Annotated in this window: 24 protein-coding genes; 2 read left to right on the plus strand and 22 right to left on the minus strand. The window is 70.4% G+C overall.

What is annotated here, in order from left to right; translation table 11 throughout:
* Positions 1–536: 536 nt before the first annotated feature.
* From VLK66_RS00870 to VLK66_RS00960, 19 genes are all read right to left on the minus strand, one after another.
* Positions 537–1,691 carry a hypothetical protein gene (locus tag VLK66_RS00870; protein ID WP_325307099.1) on the minus strand — a complete coding sequence of 385 codons (1,155 nt, stop codon included), beginning with the start codon at positions 1,689–1,691 and terminating at the stop codon, positions 537–539.
* 105 nt (positions 1,692–1,796) lie between these two features.
* Complete coding sequence (hisF, locus tag VLK66_RS00875) at positions 1,797–2,576, minus strand: imidazole glycerol phosphate synthase subunit HisF (RefSeq protein ID WP_325307100.1); 780 nt, start codon at positions 2,574–2,576, stop codon at positions 1,797–1,799.
* Positions 2,573–3,469, minus strand: a complete 897-nt coding sequence (gene dapF / locus VLK66_RS00880) for a diaminopimelate epimerase (protein ID WP_325307101.1) — start codon at positions 3,467–3,469, stop codon at positions 2,573–2,575. The genes hisF and dapF overlap by 4 nt, the downstream gene beginning before the upstream one ends.
* Positions 3,470–3,476: 7 nt before the next feature.
* Positions 3,477–3,899, minus strand: coding sequence for a type II toxin-antitoxin system VapC family toxin (locus VLK66_RS00885; protein ID WP_325307102.1), 423 nt, complete (start codon positions 3,897–3,899; stop codon positions 3,477–3,479).
* Between the two features lie 2 nt (positions 3,900–3,901).
* On the minus strand, positions 3,902–4,171 hold the full coding sequence (locus VLK66_RS00890) for a type II toxin-antitoxin system Phd/YefM family antitoxin (RefSeq protein WP_325307104.1): 270 nt from the start codon (positions 4,169–4,171) through the stop codon (positions 3,902–3,904).
* A gap of 93 nt (positions 4,172–4,264) precedes the next feature.
* Positions 4,265–4,891, minus strand: a complete 627-nt coding sequence (hisH, locus tag VLK66_RS00895) for an imidazole glycerol phosphate synthase subunit HisH (RefSeq protein WP_325307105.1) — start codon at positions 4,889–4,891, stop codon at positions 4,265–4,267.
* The gene (gene hisB / locus VLK66_RS00900; protein ID WP_325307107.1) at positions 4,888–5,484 is read right to left on the minus strand and encodes an imidazoleglycerol-phosphate dehydratase HisB; all 597 of its coding nucleotides are present in this window, start codon (positions 5,482–5,484) and stop codon (positions 4,888–4,890) included. The genes hisH and hisB overlap by 4 nt, the downstream gene beginning before the upstream one ends.
* The gene (gene hisC, locus VLK66_RS00905) at positions 5,481–6,635 is read right to left on the minus strand and encodes a histidinol-phosphate transaminase (RefSeq protein WP_325307108.1); all 1,155 of its coding nucleotides are present in this window, start codon (positions 6,633–6,635) and stop codon (positions 5,481–5,483) included. Before hisC ends, hisB begins: the two co-directional genes overlap by 4 nt.
* Positions 6,636–7,033: 398 nt before the next feature.
* A complete protein-coding gene (locus VLK66_RS00910) occupies positions 7,034–8,323 on the minus strand; it encodes an adenylosuccinate synthase (protein ID WP_325307110.1) in 1,290 nt (429 codons plus the stop codon).
* A gap of 211 nt (positions 8,324–8,534) precedes the next feature.
* A complete protein-coding gene (locus tag VLK66_RS00915) occupies positions 8,535–8,942 on the minus strand; it encodes a TM2 domain-containing protein (protein ID WP_325307112.1) in 408 nt (135 codons plus the stop codon).
* A gap of 195 nt (positions 8,943–9,137) precedes the next feature.
* Positions 9,138–9,272, minus strand: coding sequence for a zinc ribbon-containing protein (locus VLK66_RS00920; protein WP_325307113.1), 135 nt, complete (start codon positions 9,270–9,272; stop codon positions 9,138–9,140).
* A 76-nt stretch (positions 9,273–9,348) separates the two neighbouring features.
* Complete coding sequence (locus VLK66_RS00925; RefSeq protein WP_325307116.1) at positions 9,349–10,089, minus strand: hypothetical protein; 741 nt, start codon at positions 10,087–10,089, stop codon at positions 9,349–9,351.
* Between the two features lie 246 nt (positions 10,090–10,335).
* The gene (locus VLK66_RS00930; protein ID WP_325307117.1) at positions 10,336–10,710 is read right to left on the minus strand and encodes a hypothetical protein; all 375 of its coding nucleotides are present in this window, start codon (positions 10,708–10,710) and stop codon (positions 10,336–10,338) included.
* The gene (locus VLK66_RS00935; protein ID WP_325307119.1) at positions 10,707–11,216 is read right to left on the minus strand and encodes a DUF456 domain-containing protein; all 510 of its coding nucleotides are present in this window, start codon (positions 11,214–11,216) and stop codon (positions 10,707–10,709) included. The genes VLK66_RS00930 and VLK66_RS00935 overlap by 4 nt, the downstream gene beginning before the upstream one ends.
* Positions 11,217–11,334: 118 nt before the next feature.
* Entirely contained in the window at positions 11,335–11,523 is a 189-nt protein-coding gene (locus VLK66_RS00940; RefSeq protein ID WP_325307121.1) for a hypothetical protein, read from the minus strand.
* Between the two features lie 216 nt (positions 11,524–11,739).
* Positions 11,740–12,891, minus strand: a complete 1,152-nt coding sequence (locus tag VLK66_RS00945) for a PilT/PilU family type 4a pilus ATPase (RefSeq protein ID WP_325307123.1) — start codon at positions 12,889–12,891, stop codon at positions 11,740–11,742.
* 2 nt (positions 12,892–12,893) lie between these two features.
* The gene (locus tag VLK66_RS00950) at positions 12,894–13,928 is read right to left on the minus strand and encodes a D-2-hydroxyacid dehydrogenase (RefSeq protein WP_325307129.1); all 1,035 of its coding nucleotides are present in this window, start codon (positions 13,926–13,928) and stop codon (positions 12,894–12,896) included.
* Between the two features lie 107 nt (positions 13,929–14,035).
* A complete protein-coding gene (locus VLK66_RS00955) occupies positions 14,036–14,629 on the minus strand; it encodes a hypothetical protein (RefSeq protein ID WP_325307131.1) in 594 nt (197 codons plus the stop codon).
* 231 nt (positions 14,630–14,860) lie between these two features.
* The gene (locus tag VLK66_RS00960) at positions 14,861–15,571 is read right to left on the minus strand and encodes an MgtC/SapB family protein (RefSeq protein ID WP_325307132.1); all 711 of its coding nucleotides are present in this window, start codon (positions 15,569–15,571) and stop codon (positions 14,861–14,863) included.
* A gap of 140 nt (positions 15,572–15,711) precedes the next feature.
* Between VLK66_RS00960 and VLK66_RS28570 the strand changes: the two genes are divergently transcribed.
* Together VLK66_RS28570 and VLK66_RS00965 are read left to right on the plus strand one after the other, a co-directional pair.
* Entirely contained in the window at positions 15,712–15,954 is a 243-nt protein-coding gene (locus tag VLK66_RS28570; RefSeq protein ID WP_414676445.1) for a DUF4160 domain-containing protein, read from the plus strand.
* Positions 15,932–16,201 (plus strand): DUF2442 domain-containing protein, encoded by a 270-nt coding sequence (locus VLK66_RS00965; protein ID WP_325307133.1) that lies wholly within the window; start codon positions 15,932–15,934, stop codon positions 16,199–16,201. The genes VLK66_RS28570 and VLK66_RS00965 overlap by 23 nt, the downstream gene beginning before the upstream one ends.
* 2 nt (positions 16,202–16,203) lie before the next feature.
* On the opposite strand, the gene VLK66_RS00970 is transcribed toward VLK66_RS00965, so the two are convergent.
* The 3 genes from VLK66_RS00970 to dapA all read right to left on the minus strand — a co-directional run bounded on the left by VLK66_RS00970 (position 16,204) and on the right by dapA (position 18,573).
* Positions 16,204–16,575 (minus strand): hypothetical protein, encoded by a 372-nt coding sequence (locus VLK66_RS00970; RefSeq protein WP_325307134.1) that lies wholly within the window; start codon positions 16,573–16,575, stop codon positions 16,204–16,206.
* 106 nt (positions 16,576–16,681) lie between these two features.
* Positions 16,682–17,473: a 4-hydroxy-tetrahydrodipicolinate reductase gene (gene dapB / locus VLK66_RS00975; RefSeq protein ID WP_325307136.1), complete on the minus strand. Its 792-nt coding sequence runs from the start codon at positions 17,471–17,473 to the stop codon at positions 16,682–16,684.
* Positions 17,474–17,643: 170 nt separating this feature from the next.
* The gene (gene dapA, locus VLK66_RS00980; RefSeq protein WP_325307137.1) at positions 17,644–18,573 is read right to left on the minus strand and encodes a 4-hydroxy-tetrahydrodipicolinate synthase; all 930 of its coding nucleotides are present in this window, start codon (positions 18,571–18,573) and stop codon (positions 17,644–17,646) included.
* Between the last annotated feature and the right edge of the window lie 5 nt (positions 18,574–18,578).

Raw genomic sequence — 18,578 nt, forward strand, 5'->3', positions numbered from 1 at the left:
CCGACTCCCACCGCGAGCACCTCCACCCTCTGATTTCGACGCGACGACTCGGGCTCGTCACCCACTCCCGGCTGTCAGATTTTCGGCCGCCAGAAGTGTCAGACTTTCACCCGGCGTTGACAGGGAGATTCGGGAAGGAACGGGAGGCGACGCGGAAACGAATCGAGAGGAGAGGCTTCGGAGTCGGTGGGATGCGCCCTGCCCGCCTTGCTGGCCCCCTCCCGCGGCCCCTCCGCCCGCTCCGCGGGAGAGGGGAGAACTCAACGCGTGAAGCTTCGGAACGCGCCACGATGCTGGGTCCGGGCCACGCATCGCACGTGAGCCGACGAGTGCGCAATCACCTGTGCGCCACATTCGAAGTTACCCCCTCCCGTTATCGGGAGGGGGTACGCGGCCTCAGCCGCGGGGGGGAGGGCTCGCGGGGCACGCACCAGCACAGAGCCCCTCAAAATCTCCGTATCTCCCTCTCCGCCAGCAGCATCGGGGCTCCCGAGCCATGCCCGGGAGCCCCGATCGCCTCACCTCATCCACATCGCCTACTGATACTGGATGTACAGCGGCTGCGGCCAGAGGTTCAGCACGTCGCGCGGCGTCATCAGCGGGTCGCCCTTCTTCGTATCGTTGTGATAGAAGAGCTTGAACCCGGTGAACTCCACGGGGTGGCGCACGATGTAGTCCTGGTAGCTGTCGTGCTTCAGCCACGGGGCGCCCCACCCGTCCATGTCCATCACCAGCTCGACCTCGGGGCGGAGCTGGATCTTCTCCGCGTCGGGAACCATGTTGCGCGTGAAGCGGTGGATCACCAGCACCTTGGGCGGCAGGTTGTTCTCGCGCACGATGCGGGCGAGCTGGTCCGTCACCCAGTTGATGTCGGCGGCGTACATCGTCCCGATCTTGCGCCCCGGCACGATCCCGCCGCGCATGTAGAACTCCGGGTCCACCGCGAAGTGGACGTCGGGGCGCTTCAGGAACTCCTCGAAGCGCGGCATGATGTTGCGCACGTCGTCGGTGCCGACCTGCACGTCGATCAGCATGATCGCGTTGATCGACCGGGCCATCTGGTAGATGGAATCCACCGCCTGGTCGCGCATCTGCGCCCGGTAGTGCCCCGAGGGGCCGGGGGCGCCCTGCGCCACCACCGCGATCAGGTGCAGCGCGGGAATCACCGGCGTGCTCGGGTCGGCCTCGGACCAGCGCCGTACCTCACCCTGCAGGCGCCGCAGCATCTCGTCGCGCGGGAACTCGCCCAGCGCGCCCATCCGCGTGGAGCTCGGGTTGCCGTAGTACGCGACGATGCGGCTGCACGGCAGCAGGTCGCCGTCGCGGAACTCGCCCTTCTTGGGATACCACCCCTGCTCCTTCGCGAACACGGGGTTGCGACCGGCCCCGGGGTTCTTGGCCGCGGAGTCAGCCTTCAGCGCGGCGGCGGCGGAGTCGAGCCGCGCCTGCAGCCGGTTGAAGCACTGCTGCGACTCGGCCGCCGTCTTCCCCCACGATGTCTTCGCCGGCGCGGCCCGGGGCTGCGCGGGCTGCTGCGCCTGCGCGCCCTTCTGCCCCGCGGGATCGGCCGCCTTGGCGTCCTTTCCGTCCTTCGCGTCGCCGCCGTTGCCGTCGCCGCCGCACGCGGCCAGCAGCGCCACCAGCGCGGCCGCCGCGAGCGGGCGCGCGCGGCCCATGAACGCACGAGTCAACCGGATCTCCTCCGTCTGAATCATTCGGAATGCCTTTCTGCGGGAACGACCTGAAGCCGCCCGGCTCTCTGCAACGACCGGGCCGGGCGGGGTTGTCACTTCATGTCACACGCGGACGGGGTGTCCGCGGCCGGCCAGGTAGCGGCGCGCCTCGGCCAGGGTGTACTCGCCGAAGTGGAAGATGGACGCGGCGAGCACGGCGTGCGCCCCGGCGGCCAGCGCCTGGTCCAGGTGCTCCAGCGCCCCCGCGCCCCCCGAGGCGATCACGGGGATGCGCACCGCGGCGGAGACGGCGCCGGTCAATTCCAGGTCGTAGCCGTCGCGCGTGCCGTCGCGGTCAATCGAGGTCAGCAGGATCTCGCCCGCGCCCAGCGACTCCACCCGCCGCGCCCACTCGACCGCGTCCATCCCCGTCCCCCGCCGCCCGCCGTGGGTGAACACCTCGAAGCCGCCCGGCATGCGGTCCAGCATCTCCGGCGCCGCCCGCCGCGCGTCGATGGCCACGACCACGCATTGCGAGCCGAAGTGGTCCGCCGCGCGGGCGACGAGGTCGGGATCGGAGACGGCGGCGGTGTTGACGGAGACCTTGTCGGCGCCGGCGCCCAGCATGGCGATGAAGTCGTCCACCGAGCGCACGCCGCCGCCCACGGTGAAGGGGATGAAAACGCTGTCGGCGACGCGGCGGATCATCTCCAGCGTGGACTGGCGCCCCTCGTGGCTGGCGGTGATGTCGAGAAAGCAGAGCTCGTCGGCGCGCTCGGCGTCGTAGCGCATGGCCTGCTCCACCGGGTCGCCCGCGTCGCGCAGCCCCTCGAACTGGATCCCCTTCACCACCCGCCCGTCCTTCACGTCCAGGCAGGGGATGATGCGCTTGGCCAGGCTCACGACGCGAACCCCAGCGCCCGCAGCCGCGTCACCATCCCCGGCGTCATCTCGCCGCGGTAGACGTCCTCCACCGGGCCGCGCAGCACCAGGCTCCAGTCGTCGTGCACCTCCACGCGCAGCGTGCCGCCGGGCATGCGGACGGCCACCTGCCGCTCGCTCACCATCCCCCGGCGCACGGCGGCGGCGGCGACCGCGCAGGCGCTGGAGCCGGAGGCGCGCGTCTCGCCGGCGCCGCGCTCCCACACCCAGGCGTCCACCGCGTCCGGCTCGCCGCCGGCGACGGCGAACTGCACGTTGGTGCCGCGCGCGAAGTCCGGGTGCGTGCTGATCTGCGGGGCGATGCGGCGCAGCGTCTCCACGTCCAGCTCGTCCTGGAAGACCACGCAGTGCGGGTTGCCGATGGAGACGGTGTTCATGGCCACCCGGTCGCCGCCGGACAGCTCCAGCAGCTCGTTCTCCGTCTCGCGGTCGGGGCCGGCGAGGCCGACGTCAGCGCTGCGGAACGAGGCGGTGCCCATCTCCACCTCCACGTCCAGCACGCCGTCGTCGCTCTCGTCCACGATGCGCACGCGCACGATGCCGCCCGGCGTCTCCACGGTGAAGTGCGGGCCGATGCGCACGCGGCCGCGGTCCAGCAGGTACGCGGCGAAGATGCGCAGCCCATTGCCGCTCTTCTCCGCCTCGCTGCCGTCGGGGTTGAAGATACGCACGCCGAAGTCGGCCGCATCGCTCGCCACCGCGCCCAGGATGCCGTCGCTGCCGATGCCGCTGTTGCGGTCGCAGAGCAGGCGCACGGCGGGCGGCGTCAGGCCGAACGGGAGCCTGTCCAGCTCCAGCGCGATGTAGTCGTTCCCGAGCCCATGGCCCTTGTAGAAGGAAGCGCGTTCCGGCATCAGAGACTCAGGATGACCACGGGTTGAGGAGGGGCGCGCCACGGTTGGCGCAGTCGCGCTCGTTGCGCGTGACAAGCGTCATCCCGTGCACGATGGCCGTGGCGATCAGCAGACCATCCACCGGAGGGAGCGCGCGGCCGGTCTTCTGTCCCTCGCCGGCGAGGCGTCCCCACTCCAGTGCGACTGGTTCGTCTATGGGCAGGATGCGCCCTCGAAATTGTGCGGGCAGCAGCGTACTCAACCAGTGCTCGATCCCCGCGCGCCGAGTATCCTGAAAGCGAAGTTCCACGCCTTTGCGGATCTCGCCGAACGAAAGCACGCTGACAAAAAGATCAAGCGAGGACTGCCCGGACTCCCAAGCGATCACTCGGGGATCGGGACGCGGACGAAGCCCTTCGGAGATGATGTTCGTATCGAGGAGATATCTCATCGTCAGTCGAAATCGATATCGCGCGGCACATCCTGATCGCGCTCAATTTCGAAGTCGATTCCATCCTCTGCTATCGCTTTCGCCAGCGGTGACGACTGCAGGAACTCGAATAGGTTCTGCGGCGGTGCGGAAAGGCGGTCGTACTCGGCCGCGCTGATCACCACCACCGCATCGCGGCCGTTGCGCGTGACCCGCTGCGGCTGATCCGAGAGCGCGAGGCGGACCACTTCGCTGAAGCGGTTCTTGGCGTCTTCGAGCTTCCAGTTGTTCATGGCGCCTCCCGTGACGACGGTCTGGCTAGTCTGGCTAGATGATGAACCATACCCGAGCGGGAATGCAATTGCAACCCCGTGGGCGGTTCCGCGCTACATCCCCGCAAAATTCCGCAGGATGCGCAGCCCGTCCTCCTGGCTCTTCTCGGGGTGGAACTGGATGCCCCACACGTTGTCGCGGCCCACGATGCTGGCGAAGGTGTCGTCGTAGGTGCAGCGGCCGAGCACGTGCGGGCCGTCGGCCTCCAGCACGCCGTAGCTGTGCACGTGGTAGAAGAAGCGCGGCTCCGGCCCCGCGACGCCCTCCAGCAGCGGGTCGCTCTCGGCGGTGCGGATGAACTCCACCGCGTTCCACCCCACGTGCGGCAGCGGCAGCTCCGTTCTGAGCCGCTGGACAGGGCCCGGCAGCAGCCCCAGCCCGCGCACCGACGGCGCTTCCTCGCTCTCGTCGAACAGCAGCTGCATCCCCACGCAGATTCCCAGGAACGGGCGGCCGGCGCCGGCGTGCTCGCGCACCGCATCTCCCAATCCCGCTTCCTCCAGCCGCGTCATGCACTGCCCGAAGTGCCCCTGCCCGGGCAGCACCAGCCGGTCCGCGCACGCCGCCTCCGCCGGGTCGGCCGTCAGCACCGCGTCCGCGCCCTCGTGCTCGAACGCCTTCGCGACGGAGCGCAGGTTCCCGGCGCCGTAGTCCAGGATGGTGACCCGCGGCCGGCTCACAGCGCGCCCTTCGTTGACGGCACCACGTCCGCGCGGCGCGGGTCGATGCGCACGGCGGCGGCCAGCGCGCGGGCAGCCGCCTTGAACGTGGCCTCGACGATGTGGTGCGCGTTGTCGCCGCGGATGCCGTCGAGGTGCAGGGTGATCCGCGCCTCGGTGGCGAAGGCGCGCCAGAACTCGGCGCTGAGCGACGCGTCGAACTCGCCGATGCGCGGCTGGTCGGGCGGGAGGGGGAGGTCGAAGTGCAGGAACGGGCGCCCGGAGACGTCCACCACCGCGCGCACCAGAGCCTCGTCCAGTGGCACGGTAGCGTCGGCGAAGCGGGTGATGCCGCGCTTGTCGCCCAGCGCGTCCAGCACGCACCCGCCGATCACGATCCCCACATCTTCCACCGTGTGGTGCGCGTCGATGTGCAGGTCGCCGCGGCAGTCGACTTCCAGGTCGATGCCACCGTGGCGGGCCAGCGCGTCCAGCATGTGGTCGAAGAAGCCGATCCCCGTGGCCACCCTGCTTTCGCCGGTGCCGTCGAGGTCCAGGGTGACGCGGATCTCCGTCTCCTTCGTCTTCCGCTCGCGCGTTGCCGTGCGGCTCATGCGGCCTCGCTCATGATGGTGCGCAGCGCGTCCAGGAAGGCGCCCGTCTCTTCCGGCGTACCGGCGTTCACGCGCAGGCAGCCGTCCAGCATCGCGTACTTGCTCACGTCACGCACCAGGATCCCGTGCTCGTCCAGCAGCCGCTCGAACAGCCGCGTGTGGGTGATGCGGGGCGACCGGACGCGGAAGAGCACGAAGTTGGCCGCGCTGTCGTACACGCGGATGCCGGGCACCTCGCGCATCTCGCGCAGCAGGCGATCCCGCTCGGCGCGGACCTTCTCCACGCTGTCGGCCAGCAGCGCGCGGCCGCGCAGCACCTCGGCGGCGGCCACCTCGGTGAAGAAGTTGATGTTGTACGGCAGCTTGGCCTTGTGCACCTCGGCGGCGAGCGCGGGGTGCGCCAGCATGTATCCCGCACGCAACCCCGCCAGCGACATCGCCTTGCTGAAGGTGCGCAGGACGACCAGCCGCGGGCGGCCCTCGAGGAGCGGGGTCGCGTCGAATCCCCCGAACTCCACGTACGCCTGATCCAGCAGGATCAGCGCGCCGGTGTCGTCGTGGATGCGCAGGATCTCGTCCTCCGCCAGCCACCCGCCGGTCGGGTTGTTGGGCGTGCAGAGGACGACCACCGCCGCGTCGCGCTCCCGCGCGGCGCGGACGATCGCGTCCACGTTGAAGCGCAGGTCCTCGGTGAGCGCGACGGAGGCGACGGTCCCCGCGTGCACCTCCGTCATCAGCCGGTAGAGCGTGAACGTGGGCTCGGGGATGACGACGGTCGCGCCCGCGCCGACGGTGACCGCGAGGACCGCCTGGATCAGCTCGTTGCTGCCGTTGGCGACCAGGATGCCGTCTTCCGGCCATCCCGTGGCCTCGCTCACGGCGGAGATGAAGTTGCTGGCGATGAACGGCGGGTAGCGGTTCCACGGCCGGTCCGCCAGGCGCTCGGCGATGCGGCGCTTCAGCTCGTCGGGGACGTCGTACGGGCTCTCGTTCTGGTTCAGCTTGATGCGCGGCTCGTACGGCCGCAGCGTGTACGCCCCCAGCGACCGCACCGACGGCTTCACCCACCGCAGCGCGCTCTCGATCTCCGCCTGGTTCGATGCTGTATTCCGCACGTCCGTCATCTGCTTCTGCTTCGTCTCGATCTTCACGACTGCCTTGAACTGCAGGAGAGGGATTCAGATTGGCGCGTGTCCGCGGCATCCGCGCCCTCTCCCCGCGCCTTAGAGCGCTCGCCCTCTCCCGTTCCGGGCGAGGGGGGCTCTCCAGCATGCGCGCTCCCTGCGACCTTTGGGCGCACCCTCGGGTTTCGACGTGCCGGAATGCCCGCCCCAGCTACCTCTCCCGGTACGGGAGAGGTGGACGGCCTCGGCCGGCCGGAGAGGGCGCGGTGCCGGAGGAGCGCACCGGAGCCCGCATCACCCCATCCACTCTCCCTCAACCAATCCCCCAAACGCAGCGGCGGGCGCAAGATATTGCGCCCGCGCCGTTTCCGCATCTTCCAGTCCGCCGCCGTCCGTCCCGCATCCGGCGCCGGCGCGAGACGCGGCTACCGCTTCACGTGGATGATCTGGTCGCGGCGCGTGCCCACGGACACGTACCAGATCGGCACGCCGGTCAGCTCCTCCAGCCGGCGGAGGTAGCGGTGCGCGGCCTCGGGGAGGTCCTCCCACCGGCGCGCCTCCGACGTCTTCTCGCTCCAGCCGGGGAGCGACTCGTACTCCGGCTTCGCATCCTCCAGCAGCGCCAGGTCGCCGGGGAAGTCGTCCAGCGTGCCGCCGCCCGCCTGGTAGCGCGTGGCGATCTTCAGCTCCTCCAGCCCGTCGAGCACGTCGAGCTTGGTCACCGCCAGCCCGGTCAGGCCGTTCACCAGCGCGGCGTAGCGCACCACCACCGCGTCGAACCAGCCGCAGCGCCGCGGCCGCCCCGTCGTGGCGCCGAACTCGCCGCCCTTCTCGCGGATCTCCTCCTGCAGCGGGCTGGGAAACTCGGTGGGGAGCGGGCCCTCGCCCACGCGCGTGGTGTACGCCTTCACCACGCCCACCACGTCGTCGATCATCGTGGGCCCGATCCCCACGCCCAGCCCCGCGCCGCCCGCCGTGGTGTTCGACGAGGTGACGTAGGGATACGTCCCATGATCCACGTCCAGCAGCGCGCCCTGGGCGCCTTCGAGCAGCACCCGCTTGCCGGCGTTCAGCGCGTCCTGGATCACGCGGCCGGTATCCACCGTCAGCTTCAGCAGCCGCTCGCGCACGCCCATCACGTCGCGCACCAGCAGGTCGGCGTCCACCTTCTCGGCGCTGTCGAGCGACTCCAGCTTGCGGTTGATGCGCTCGGCGGCGCGGCGCAGCAGCTGCTCGGCGCGCTCGGCGTCGCGCAGGTCGGCCACGCGGATCCCCTGGCGCGCCACCTTGTCCTCGTACGCGGGACCGATGCCGCGCCCCGTGGTGCCGATCTTTCCCGCCCCGCGGCTGGCCTCGGCGGCGCGGTCCAGCAGCTTGTGGTAGTACAGCAGCAGGTGCGCGCGGCCGCTGACGCCCACGCGCTGCTCGGCGTCGGGCACTTTGGCGCGGATCTCGTCCAGCTCCTCGAAGAACTGGAAGGGGTCGAACACCACGCCGTTGCCCAGCAGGCAGGTGCGGTCGGGGTGCAGAATGCCGCTGGGGATCTGGTGCAGGATGAACTCGTCGTCGCCCACGTGCACCGTGTGCCCCGCGTTGGCGCCCCCCTGGTACCGCGCCACGATGTCGATCTCCTCCGCGAGGACGTCGACGATCTTCCCCTTCCCCTCGTCGCCCCACTGCGAGCCGACGATCACCACGCAGCTGCCGTTGCTCATCTTCTTCCCGAAGCCGTTCCGAGCGAGTCTGTTTCGCGCCACCGGCCGCCCCAGCGCCGAACCCCGCCAGCGGGCTGCAGGGATCGCGCCGGGCGCACCAACGCAAGAGGCGCGGCCCCACACGAGTTGGGACCGCGCCTGCCGTATCCTGTGCTGAACCTACGCCGCGGCGGCGGACGGTGTCAACCGCGCCTCGGCCGCCCACCGCCCGTCAGTAGCTCAGCCCGTTGGCCAGCCGGTTGTTGTGCTCGCGGATCCAGTCGGGAATGAGGAACGCGTCGATCAGCACCCACACGGCCACGCCGAACAGGGTGAAGAGGCCGATGAAGACGAAGAGCAGGATCCACGACGTGACCGTGATCACCAGCTGCGCCGCCGCGCTTCCGCTGCGGTTCATGTAGAAGCGGTGCGCGCCGAACATCCCCAGGAAGAACCAGAGCGCGTACGCCACGCCCGCCGACTTCTTGTTGGCGTCGTACAGCATCATCCGCTGCGCGTCGTACCCGTGCGGCTGCGCGTACGGAGCCGGCGCGTACGGATTGTATTGCGGATACGGCTGCTGGTAGGGAGCCTGCTGATACGGACCCTGATTGTACGGACCGGGCTGATTGGGGTACATGCTGCGCCTCCGGGGGTGCCGCGATCGAAGATGGGACGGGAGCGGAAATCCAAGCGGGGGAGTCGAAGCTAGCGGCGGGCGGCGCGGTTCCGCAACGGCCCGTAAATACCGCAGGAGGGCACCGGCGCGGTCCAGCCGTGACTGGACCGCGCCTTCATCTGCTACAGCGCGCTGCGACTCAGCGCCCGCACGTCCTCACGGGTTGAACTCGGTGCCGTTGCACTTGGAGCACGGCGGCAGCACGTCGCTGGCGTCGTTCAGCACCTTGGGCGACCCGCACTTCCTGCAGTAGTACGTGCCCTTCCCCGGCTTCTCGCCTGTCGTGGACATCGGTCGCTCTCCCGTCGAAGGGTGAATGTGAGGACCAGCCCACGTTGGACGGACCGCCGTCCGCGGTTTCCCGCGGCTATTCTCCCCGGAGCTGCCTGCCTTGGCGCCGGCGGTACATGCTCACGAACAGCGACAGCAGGAGGAAGATGCCGAGCAGCACGATGCTGGGAACCACGGTGCCGAGGTTCAGCCCATCCTCCTTCGTCAGCAGGTCGCCCATCGTCGCGCCGATGGGGTGCGTGACCACGATGCCCAGCCAGAACAGCAACACGCGCGAGACCCGGGTGAAGAACGCCGCCAGCACGAGCAGCAGGAGCAGGACGGCCAGGACGCTCGTGGCGCCTGCGAAGCCGAGCCCCGCGTCGTTCGACAGCCAGTCGCCGAACGCGGTGCCGAGGGTGCTGGAGGTGAGAATCGCGGTCCAGTAGAGGAAGGTGACGCCCGGCGTCTCCAGCCGCTCCACCGAGAGCGAGCGCGTGCGCATCCGCCAGATGCCGAAGATCGCCGCGAGCAGCGCGGCCAGCGCCAGCGTCCCCAGCGTGTAGCCCAGCTTCAGCGAGCGCGTGATCAGGTCGGAGAGCGTGGTTCCCGTGGTGCTGGTGAGGATGATGAGCGTCCAGAACAGCGCCGGGTGCTCGGTCCGCGTCATCAGCTCGGCCACCAGCGCGGTCGCCAGCAGCGCGGCCAGGACCAGCGTGCCCACGCCGTAGCCCACGTGCAGCGTCATGGAGATCAGGTCGCCGGCCGTCTCGCCGAGCACGGTGGCGCTCAGCAGCATCAGCCAGAACCAGGCGTCCTGCGGGGGCGTCTTCTTCATCGGGACGGGTCGGTTCGAGTCGTCGTCCCCCGCGCCAGCGCGCGAGGGAGCCCGAGCCATGCGTCCGAAGGTGGGTTCATCCGCGAGGCAGAGTGTGGCGGCACCCTTCGCACACATCGGACCGCGACTCCAGGGCGGCCGGCGGATTGGCGACGCAAACATCCCCGCCGCGCGTCATCGAGAAGACGAGCCCGGCGGTTTCCCGCGACGATCGTCCAGAGGGAGGTGGCGAAGCGCCACGCCGGCTCAATACCGGAACACGCCTTCCGTCAGCTCCACCGACTCCGCCACGATCACGGAGAGGTGCTCGAACGCATTCGCCGTGGCGGATTCGATGGCGATGGCGGTGGTCCCCGGCACCAGCGCGTCCATCGCGCCGGAAACCCGCGCCTCGTGGCCGGTGGCGAGGCGGAAGACCGCGTGCTTCATCTGCACGGGGCAGGAGACGTAGGCCACGTTGCGGAACCGCGCCTGGGCGAAGTGGCTGTACGTCATGTCCTGGCCCCCCGCGAGCGTCAGGTTCAGCCCGTCGAAGGAATGGAGGTGCCACTCCCACATCCCGAGCGCCGTCATCTTCTCCAGCACGACGGCGATCTCGCCCTCCCGGTCCGCGGCGCTCATCCCGCCATCGCCCCCATGGCCAGCGCGGCGAACACGGCGATGACGCCGATGACGATGCTCACCGCGGACTTCATCGCCACGGCGGCCAGGCGGCCGAGGAAGGCGCCCCAGCCCACGCGCATGGCGCCGCGCATCTCGGGGTTCTTGGTCATCTCCAGCACCGCCGCGCCCACGAACGCGCCGATGAACGCCCCGATCACGCTGCCGATGACGGGGATGGGGATGCCGACGAACGCGCCGATGAGCCCGCCCAGGATGGCGCCCCACCCGGCGCGCCGGCTTCCGCCGTACTTGCGCGCGAAGCGGCCGCCGAGGACGAACTCGATCACCTCCGCCACGATGGCCAGCAGGAGGGCGACGCCGAACACCGTCCACCCGCTGGCGCCCCAGCGCGTGACGTAGGCGAACACGCCGATGGCCGCCACCTGCAGCCAGGTGCCCGGCAGCCCGAGCGGCACCAGCAGCAGCCCCACGACCTGCGCCAGCGCGAGAAGAGCGAATGCCATGTTTTTGATGACCGGCTGAGGTTCGCGTCGGAGCGTCGCAAGCACGGGGCCCGCGGCTCGCCGTTTCACGACGCGCCGCGGGCCCCGGGTGTTTCAGCGATGGTTCAGCGGAGGCGGATCAGCACTCCGGCGACGTGAACTGCCGCGGGCAGAGGCAGTTATTCCACCCGCTGATGCTGTTGGGATCGAAGGTCGATTCGAGCAGCGCGGCCTCGTGCGCGCGCACGGTGCCCTCCCCGCCGGCCGCTCCGCTGGTCGGGAACGCCTCCACCACCAGATTTTCCGGATCCAGCCGCATCTTCCGCATGGTCAGCCTCCAGAGGGGGAAATGCCGGCGCGGGGAGACTCCTCCGCCGCCGCGCACCCAAGCGGCCCTCAGCCGCAAGGATGCAAACACCTGAGGCACGAAGGTTGTGAGCTCATCCGCGAGAATGCAAGAAAAACGTAAGGTCCCGAACGATCGGCGCCGCCTGCAGCCGCGCGGCGGCTGCAGGCGGCGCCCGCGATCCCTGTCCCCTGTCCCCTAGAAGTACGACTGGCTCATTCCCGTGCCGCCGCGCGTGGAGAGCATGTTCATCTTCAGCTCGAAGTCGCCCGGGTTGGTGGCGGCGGCCTTGGCCACCTCGTACTCCACCTCCTCCTTCTGCACCAGCTCCATCAGGCACTGGTCGAAGGTCTGCATCCCGTACGTCACCCGCCCCTCGGCGATGTGCTCGCGGATCTCCTCCAGCCGCGACGGGTCCACGATGCAGTCGCGGATCGTGCCCGTCACCACCATCACCTCGGCGGCCAGCACGCGCCCCTTGCCGTCCTTGCGCGGCAGCAGGCGCTGGCTGACCACCGCCTGCAGCTGCTCGGCCAGGCGCAGCCGCACGATCCCCTGCTCCTCGGGCGGGAACACGGCCACCAGGCGGGAGATGGTGGACGCCGCGTCGCGCGTGTGCACCGTGGAGATCACCAGGTGCCCCGTCTCGGCCGACTTCAGCGCGATGTCGATGCTCTCGGTGTCGCGCATCTCGCCGATCAGGATGACGTCGGGGTCCTGGCGCAGCGCCGCCCGCAGCCCGTGGCGGAAGTCGTCGGTGTCGACGCCGATCTCGCGCTGGGTGATGGAGCAGTTGATGTCGCGGTGCAGGAACTCGATGGGGTTCTCGAGCGTGACCACGTGGCGGCGCATGTTCTGGTTCATGTAGCCGATCATGGCCGCCTGCGTGCTGCTCTTCCCGCTTCCCGTGACGCCCGTCACCAGCACCAGCCCGCGCTCCAGCGCCGCCACGTCGGCCAGCACCGGCGGCAGCCCCAGCATCTCGAAGGTGGGGATCTCGATGGGGATCACGCGCATCACGATCATGAACGACCCGCGCTGCCGCAGGATGTTCACGCGGAAGCGGCCCACGCCCGCGAGCCCCCACGAGCAGTCGTAGTCGGTCAGGTCGTCCAGCCGCCCCCGGTCGCGCTCGTGCGGGATCAGGAAGCTGGCGATGGCGCGCGTCTGGTCGGGCGTGAGCCGCTGCTTGGTGAACGGGATCAGCGCGCCGTTGATGCGGGCGCGGAACACGTCGCCGCTCTTGATGTGCAGATCGCTGGCGCCGCGCGCGACCGCCGCCTTGATGATGTTCTCTACGGCATCGCGCAGGTCGCCGCCGCGCTCGCCGGCCACTTCGGTGGTGCTCAAGGTCAGTACCCAGCCTGCTTGTCGACGGTATTCAGGAGGGGCTCGCCCGAAAGGTAGCGGCGCAGGTTGGCCACGATCAGGTCGGTCTCGCGCCGCCAGAAGCGAAGGGATGTGCCGGAAACATGGGGGAGCAGCAGGGCGTTGGGAAGAGTCCACAGCGGCGACGCGGCCGGCAGCGGCTCGGTGGCGAACACGTCCAGCCCCGCGCCGCGCAGCCCGCCGCTCCGCAGCGCCTCCACCAGCGCCGCCTCGTCCACCACGTCGCCCCGCGAGACGTTGATCAGCACGGCGTTGCGGGGAAGATGCGAGAGCTCGCGCGCGCCGATCATCCCCTCCGTGTCCGCCGTGCGGGGGACGGTGACGACAAAGTAGTCGGAGACGGCCAGCATCCGCTCCAGCGCGCCCTCGCCCGTCATCACCTCCACCCCCGGCGGCCCCTCCGCGGACGACCGTCGCGTCGCCACCACGCGCATCCCCAGCGCGGATGCACGGCGCCCGACGGCCCGCCCGATCCCGCCCAGCCCCAGCAGGCCGACGGTCGCGTCCGCCAGCTCCCGGACCGGCGTGTCCGCCGCGTCGAAGGGCGACTTGTCCCACCGCCGCTCCGCCTGCGCGCGCACCGCGAAGTCGATCCCCCGCGCGAAGTGCAGCATCATCGCCAGCACCGTCTCGGCGATCGGCTCCGCGTGCGTCCCCGCGGAGTTGGTGAGGATCACGTCCGATTCCCGCATCTCCGCGTACAGCACGCCGCCCACCCCCGCGGACGCCGAGTGCGCCCAGCGCAGCGCATCTCCCGCGGCCAGGAAGATCTCCCGCGGCACGCCCCAGCCCAGGTAGATCTCCGCCCCGCGCGCCGCCTCCAGCGCCTCGCCGCCCGCGCCCCGCCCGTCGCCCGTGCCGTCCGCGTACGCGTCCACGACCACGCACTCCCACCCCTCCGGGAGGGCGGCGCGGATCTCGTCCACGCACGCCGGCGGAATCGCCCACACGGGGCGCTGGTCGCGCAGGTTGACGACGAGGCGGCGGCGTTCGGGCATGCGTCTGCGTGCGTTCGAGGGGGATGGGAAGATCGGGGAAGATGGCGAAGAAGCCCGCCTCTCGCGAGACGGGCCTCTGCTTCGATCCATCGGGCCGGGATGCCGGGCTACGGCTTCACGCGCGCGGGCTCCACGGGCTTGGCCGGCGCGCTCTCCACGGGCTCCGCCGCGGCGCTGTCCACCGGCTGGCCGGCCACGCGCGGCGGCTGGCTCAGGCAGCGCAGGCGCGAGAACGCGGCCGTGGCGCCGGTCATGGGGAACACCAGCGTGCTCTCGCGGCCTGTCTTCGTGGTGATGCGCATGGCCAGCCGGCTCGCGCGCTTCGCGGCGGCGGTGAACGGGTCCACCTCGTCCCCGGGCACCCACACGTAGTGGCCCTGCGTGATCTGCCAGGCCTCGGTGTCCGGCTCGCCCTGGTCGAAGCGCCACTGCACGGTGACCAGGTCGTCCATGGAAAAGAGCGACCCGTCGATCACGATGCTGTAGCCGCCCTCGCGCTCGCAGCGCCAGACCAGCGTGGAGCGCATGTACGAGTCGCTGGCTTCCGGCACCACCACCGAGCTCACGTCGTCGTCGGTGACCGGATCGGTGTCGCGGAAGTAGGTGAACGAGCCGATGCGCACGCCCTGCGCGTTCTGCGCGGCGGCGGGCACGGCGGAGAGCAGCGCCAGCGCGGCCGCCGCGAGGTGGATTCGCTTCATCGTGTGTTCTGTGGTGTGCGGGAACGTCGGGGGATGGGGATCGGGATGCGGATCTCGCCCGCGCGCCGCGCCACGCGCATGCGTCGGCGGTGGGTCCGCCGCGCGCGAGTCGGGGCGATGCGGGGATGGTGGGGATCGGGATCCGTCGCGCGGAAAACTGCTGTCAGATGTTTCTCCCCGCAAGCGCGGATGGGGAGATCGGTCCGGCGGAGTCTGCAGATGCGGCGGCGGTCAGCTGCGCTTGAAGCGGCGGACGCCTTTTTCGCGGATCATCGCCTTCACCAGCTTGTCGTGCTCGTGCTGCGGGCCGATGAGGCGGAAGGTGACCTCCAGGTCCTCACCCACCTTCTCCATCGTGTCCACCCGCAGCTGCAGCGTGCCGCCGTGCAGCGACTCGATCAGCCGCTCGAAGGTGTCGCTCTCCGCGTCCACGGCCGCGGTGTACTTGCGGTTGGCCATGCGCAGGCGCACCAGCCGCTCCAGGCGCCCCAGCAGGAGCAGCGTGCCGAGCACCATGACGGTGGTGCCGATCGCCTCCACGTACGCCCCCGCGCCCACCGCGATGCCGATGGCCGTCACCACCCAGAGCGTGGCCGCGGTGGTCAGCCCCGTCACCCGCCCGCGGGCGTGCAGAATGGCCCCCGCGCCGATGAAGCCGATGCCGGGAACGATCTGCGCCGCCAGCCGCGCGGGGTCGGCGCGGAGCGCGTCGCCGCCGCCGCCCGCCAGCATGGCGATCTCCAGCGACAGCTTGGTGAACAGCGCCGCGCCCACGCAGATCAGCAGCGTGGTGCGCAGCCCGGCGGGCTTGGCCTTCAGCTCGCGCTCCAGCCCGATCAGGCCGCCCAGGACCCCCGCCAGCACCAGCCGCCCGAGCGTGCCCAGCTTCAGCGCCGCCACCACCGACGCCGGAATCCCCACGCTGACGAGAAAGTGTTCCACCGGACGGGCGCTTCAGGGAGACGGAGCGGAAGTGCGACGGGTCGTCAGGAATGTGTGGCGGTGGGGGATGGGGAGCAAGCGGGAGCCGTGCGGCAGGTGCCGTTCTGGCGTCGATCCTTGAAGGCGCCTACGATAGATGGATGCCTACCATTCGCGGAGTCTCCGGACCCTACCGGCTGTACTTTTACAGCTTTGATTGCAACGAGCCCATGCACATCCATGCGGAGCGCGACCGCATGAAGTGCAAGTTCTGGATGGGTCCCATCATGCTCGCGAGCAACGACGGCTTCTCGCCGCGCGAACTAAACCGCGTCCGAGGCGTAATTCAGGCGTACACCGATTCGATAAGGAGAGCTTGGGATGAGCACTGTCCTGAAGGTTGACGCACGTGTGGCAGCCGTTCACGTCACCGAAGACTCGATCATCGCCGAGTTGGCCGACGGACGGTCGATCAGCGTCCCGCTGGCGTGGTCGTGGCGGCTGTCGGATGCCACGCCGGAGCAGCGGGCGAACTGGCGCCTGATCGGCTCGGGCGAAGGCGTTCACTGGCCGGACGTGGACGAGGACATCAGCGTCCGCGGCATGCTGGACGGCGTCCCTGCCGTGCGTCCGCGTCCGCGGCTCGCCTGACGCTACTCCACGTCCTCCGCGACGGATTCGGCGGCGCCCTCCGGCCGGGCCATGTGCTCGTAGACGCCGATCGCGTGCTTCAGCGCGGCGAGGACCTCCGGCGGCACCTCGTCGCGGCTCAGGATGCCGGCGTGGATCGCGTACGCCACCGACGAGGTGGGATGGCCGTAGCTGTACGTCTTCCAGATCTCGCGCGCGGCGCCGTCGTGGAACTCGTGGATCCGCTGGCTCAGGTCGAAGCTGTCGATCTCGCCGCGGCGCCACGCGTCGAACTCGCCGGCGAGCTTCCCCAGCTCGGCGCGGAGCTCCGCCTCGTGCGCCTTCCCGGCAAGCTCGCGCAGGCTGCGCTTGACGGACTTCGGGAGATCAGACATCGCTCGCCTCCTGCGTTTGCTCTCCTTCTCCCCGCGTCTCGAATCTCCCTGCCACTCGCCATCGTCAGAAGACAAAGAGCGAAAGGGAGATGGAAAGAACCGTGCGTCAGAGCCCCAGCACGTCCTTCATCGTGTAGCTGCCGGCGGGCTTGCCGGCGATCCACCTGGCGGCGCGGAGGGCGCCCTCGGCGAACAGCGCGCGGTCCTGCGCCAGGTGCGCCAGCTCGATGCGCTCGCGCTCGCCGATCAGCATCAACCGGTGCTCGCCCACGATGTCGCCGCCGCGGAGAGCGTGGAAGGCGACCTGGCCGCGCGGGCGCTCGCCGGGGCGGCCGCTGCGCCCGTCGATGCGCACGTCCTCCAGCGCCACGCCGCGCCCGCGCGCGACCGCCTCGCCCAGCGCCAGCGCGGTGCCGCTGGGCGCGTCCACCTTGCGGCGGTGGTGGGCCTCCACGATCTCCACGTCGTAGTCGTCGCCCAGCACCTGCGCGGCGCGCTCGGCCAAGGCCACCAGCAGGTTCACGCCCACGCTGAAGTTGGCGGCCTGCAGGACGGCGGTGCGGCGCGCGGCCGTCTCCATCATCCCCCGCTCCCCATCCCCCAGCCCCGTGGTGCCCACCACCAGCGCCTTCCCGGCCAGGGTGTCGCCGTGCATCTCCAGGATGCGGCGGAGGAGCTCGGGGGCGGAGAAGTCGATCACCACGTCGGCGGCGCGGATCCACTCGCCGGCGGTCTCGGGCGTCTCCACCACGGGGCAGCCGACCTCGCAGGCGGGCTCGGGCATCTTCCCGATCCCGGCGACGAGCTGCAGCGCCGCGTCCTCGTGGATCAGGCGCGCCAGCGTCTGCCCCATGCGCCCCGTGGCGCCGCTCAGGACGATGCGGACCGGATCGGGCATCAGCGGTCGTGTGGTGCGGGTGGATGCGAGTTGGACACGAAGACGATCCGCGGGGAAAAATGCGACTGAAGTCGCGGCTACAACGGCACGCAGTCCGCCTCCGCGGACTTCACGGCGGCGCGTCCCGAGCCACCGGCGCGCGGTTTCGTACTTCCGTACTCTCGTACTTCCTAAGAGTCCTTCACGTCCAGCCCCACGCCGTGCATCGCCTCGCGCAGCTCCTTCATCACCGCGTCGCTGGGGTCGACCAGCGGGAGGCGGAGCGGGCCGACGTCGTAGCCCAGCATCCCCACCGCCGCCTTCACGGGGATGGGGTTCGGCTCGCGGAAGAGCGCGGCGATGAGCGGGAGATAGCGCAGCTGCAGCCGCCGCGACTCGGCGACGTCGCCCGCGAGGAACGACTTCGCCATGCGCGACACGTCCGCGGGGGCGATGTTGGCCAGGACGGAGATGACGCCCACGCCGCCCAGCGCCATCAGCGGCACCACCTGGTCGTCGTTGCCGGAGTAGACGCCCACGCGGTCGCCCACGCGGCGGCAGATCTCGGCCACCTGGCTGATGTCGCCGCTGGCCTCCTTCACGCCCACCACGCGCGGGGCCTCGGCCAGCGCCTCCACCGTCTCGGGAAGGATGTTGCAGGCGGTGCGGCCGGGAACGTTGTAGACCACGCACGGCAGGTCCGCCGCGTCGATCACCGCGCGGTAGTGGGCGATGATCCCGCGCTGCGGCGGCTTGTTGTACGGCGGCGGCGAGACGAGGATGGCGTCCGCCCCCGCCGCGCGCGCGTTCGCCGCCAGCCGCGAGACCGCCGCCGTGTCGCTTCCGCCGCAGCCGACGATGACGGGGATCTTCCGCCCGCCCTCGCCGCCCCGCCGCGCCTCGTCCGCCACGACCTCTGCCGCGCGGCGCTGCTCGTCGGGCGACATGGTGGTCGCCTCGCCAGTGCTGCCGTTGACCACCAGCGCGTCGGTGCCCTCGCGCAGGTGGAAGCGCACCAGCTCGCGCATCACCCCCTCGTTCACCCCGCCGGAATCGAACGGGGTGACGAGCGCGACGCCCGAGCCGGTGAAGAGAAGGTTGGGCCGTCCGCCGTCCGCCATCGCCG

Origin of the sequence: Longimicrobium sp., from assembly GCF_035474595.1 — a bacterium.
GTDB lineage: Bacteria > Gemmatimonadota > Gemmatimonadetes > Longimicrobiales > Longimicrobiaceae > Longimicrobium.

What these genes read in the sequence shown, in the direction of transcription:
- dapF (WP_325307101.1), bottom strand. Translation starts at nt 3,469, where the DNA reads ATGCCGGAACGCGCTTCCTTCTACAAGGGCCATGGGCTCGGGAACGAC.
- VLK66_RS00885 (WP_325307102.1), bottom strand. Translation starts at nt 3,899, where the DNA reads ATGAGATATCTCCTCGATACGAACATCATCTCCGAAGGGCTTCGTCCG.
- VLK66_RS00890 (WP_325307104.1), bottom strand. Translation starts at nt 4,171, where the DNA reads ATGAACAACTGGAAGCTCGAAGACGCCAAGAACCGCTTCAGCGAAGTG.
- hisB (WP_325307107.1), bottom strand. Translation starts at nt 5,484, where the DNA reads ATGAGCCGCACGGCAACGCGCGAGCGGAAGACGAAGGAGACGGAGATC.
- VLK66_RS00910 (WP_325307110.1), bottom strand. Translation starts at nt 8,323, where the DNA reads ATGAGCAACGGCAGCTGCGTGGTGATCGTCGGCTCGCAGTGGGGCGAC.
- VLK66_RS00915 (WP_325307112.1), bottom strand. Translation starts at nt 8,942, where the DNA reads ATGTACCCCAATCAGCCCGGTCCGTACAATCAGGGTCCGTATCAGCAG.
- VLK66_RS00920 (WP_325307113.1), bottom strand. Translation starts at nt 9,272, where the DNA reads ATGTCCACGACAGGCGAGAAGCCGGGGAAGGGCACGTACTACTGCAGG.
- VLK66_RS00925 (WP_325307116.1), bottom strand. Translation starts at nt 10,089, where the DNA reads ATGAAGAAGACGCCCCCGCAGGACGCCTGGTTCTGGCTGATGCTGCTG.
- VLK66_RS00930 (WP_325307117.1), bottom strand. Translation starts at nt 10,710, where the DNA reads ATGAGCGCCGCGGACCGGGAGGGCGAGATCGCCGTCGTGCTGGAGAAG.
- VLK66_RS00935 (WP_325307119.1), bottom strand. Translation starts at nt 11,216, where the DNA reads ATGGCATTCGCTCTTCTCGCGCTGGCGCAGGTCGTGGGGCTGCTGCTG.
- VLK66_RS00940 (WP_325307121.1), bottom strand. Translation starts at nt 11,523, where the DNA reads ATGCGGAAGATGCGGCTGGATCCGGAAAATCTGGTGGTGGAGGCGTTC.
- VLK66_RS00950 (WP_325307129.1), bottom strand. Translation starts at nt 13,928, where the DNA reads ATGCCCGAACGCCGCCGCCTCGTCGTCAACCTGCGCGACCAGCGCCCC.
- VLK66_RS00955 (WP_325307131.1), bottom strand. Translation starts at nt 14,629, where the DNA reads ATGAAGCGAATCCACCTCGCGGCGGCCGCGCTGGCGCTGCTCTCCGCC.
- VLK66_RS28570 (WP_414676445.1), top strand. Translation starts at nt 15,712, where the DNA reads ATGCCTACCATTCGCGGAGTCTCCGGACCCTACCGGCTGTACTTTTAC.
- VLK66_RS00965 (WP_325307133.1), top strand. Translation starts at nt 15,932, where the DNA reads ATGAGCACTGTCCTGAAGGTTGACGCACGTGTGGCAGCCGTTCACGTC.
- VLK66_RS00970 (WP_325307134.1), bottom strand. Translation starts at nt 16,575, where the DNA reads ATGTCTGATCTCCCGAAGTCCGTCAAGCGCAGCCTGCGCGAGCTTGCC.
- dapB (WP_325307136.1), bottom strand. Translation starts at nt 17,473, where the DNA reads ATGCCCGATCCGGTCCGCATCGTCCTGAGCGGCGCCACGGGGCGCATG.
- dapA (WP_325307137.1), bottom strand. Translation starts at nt 18,573, where the DNA reads ATGGCGGACGGCGGACGGCCCAACCTTCTCTTCACCGGCTCGGGCGTC.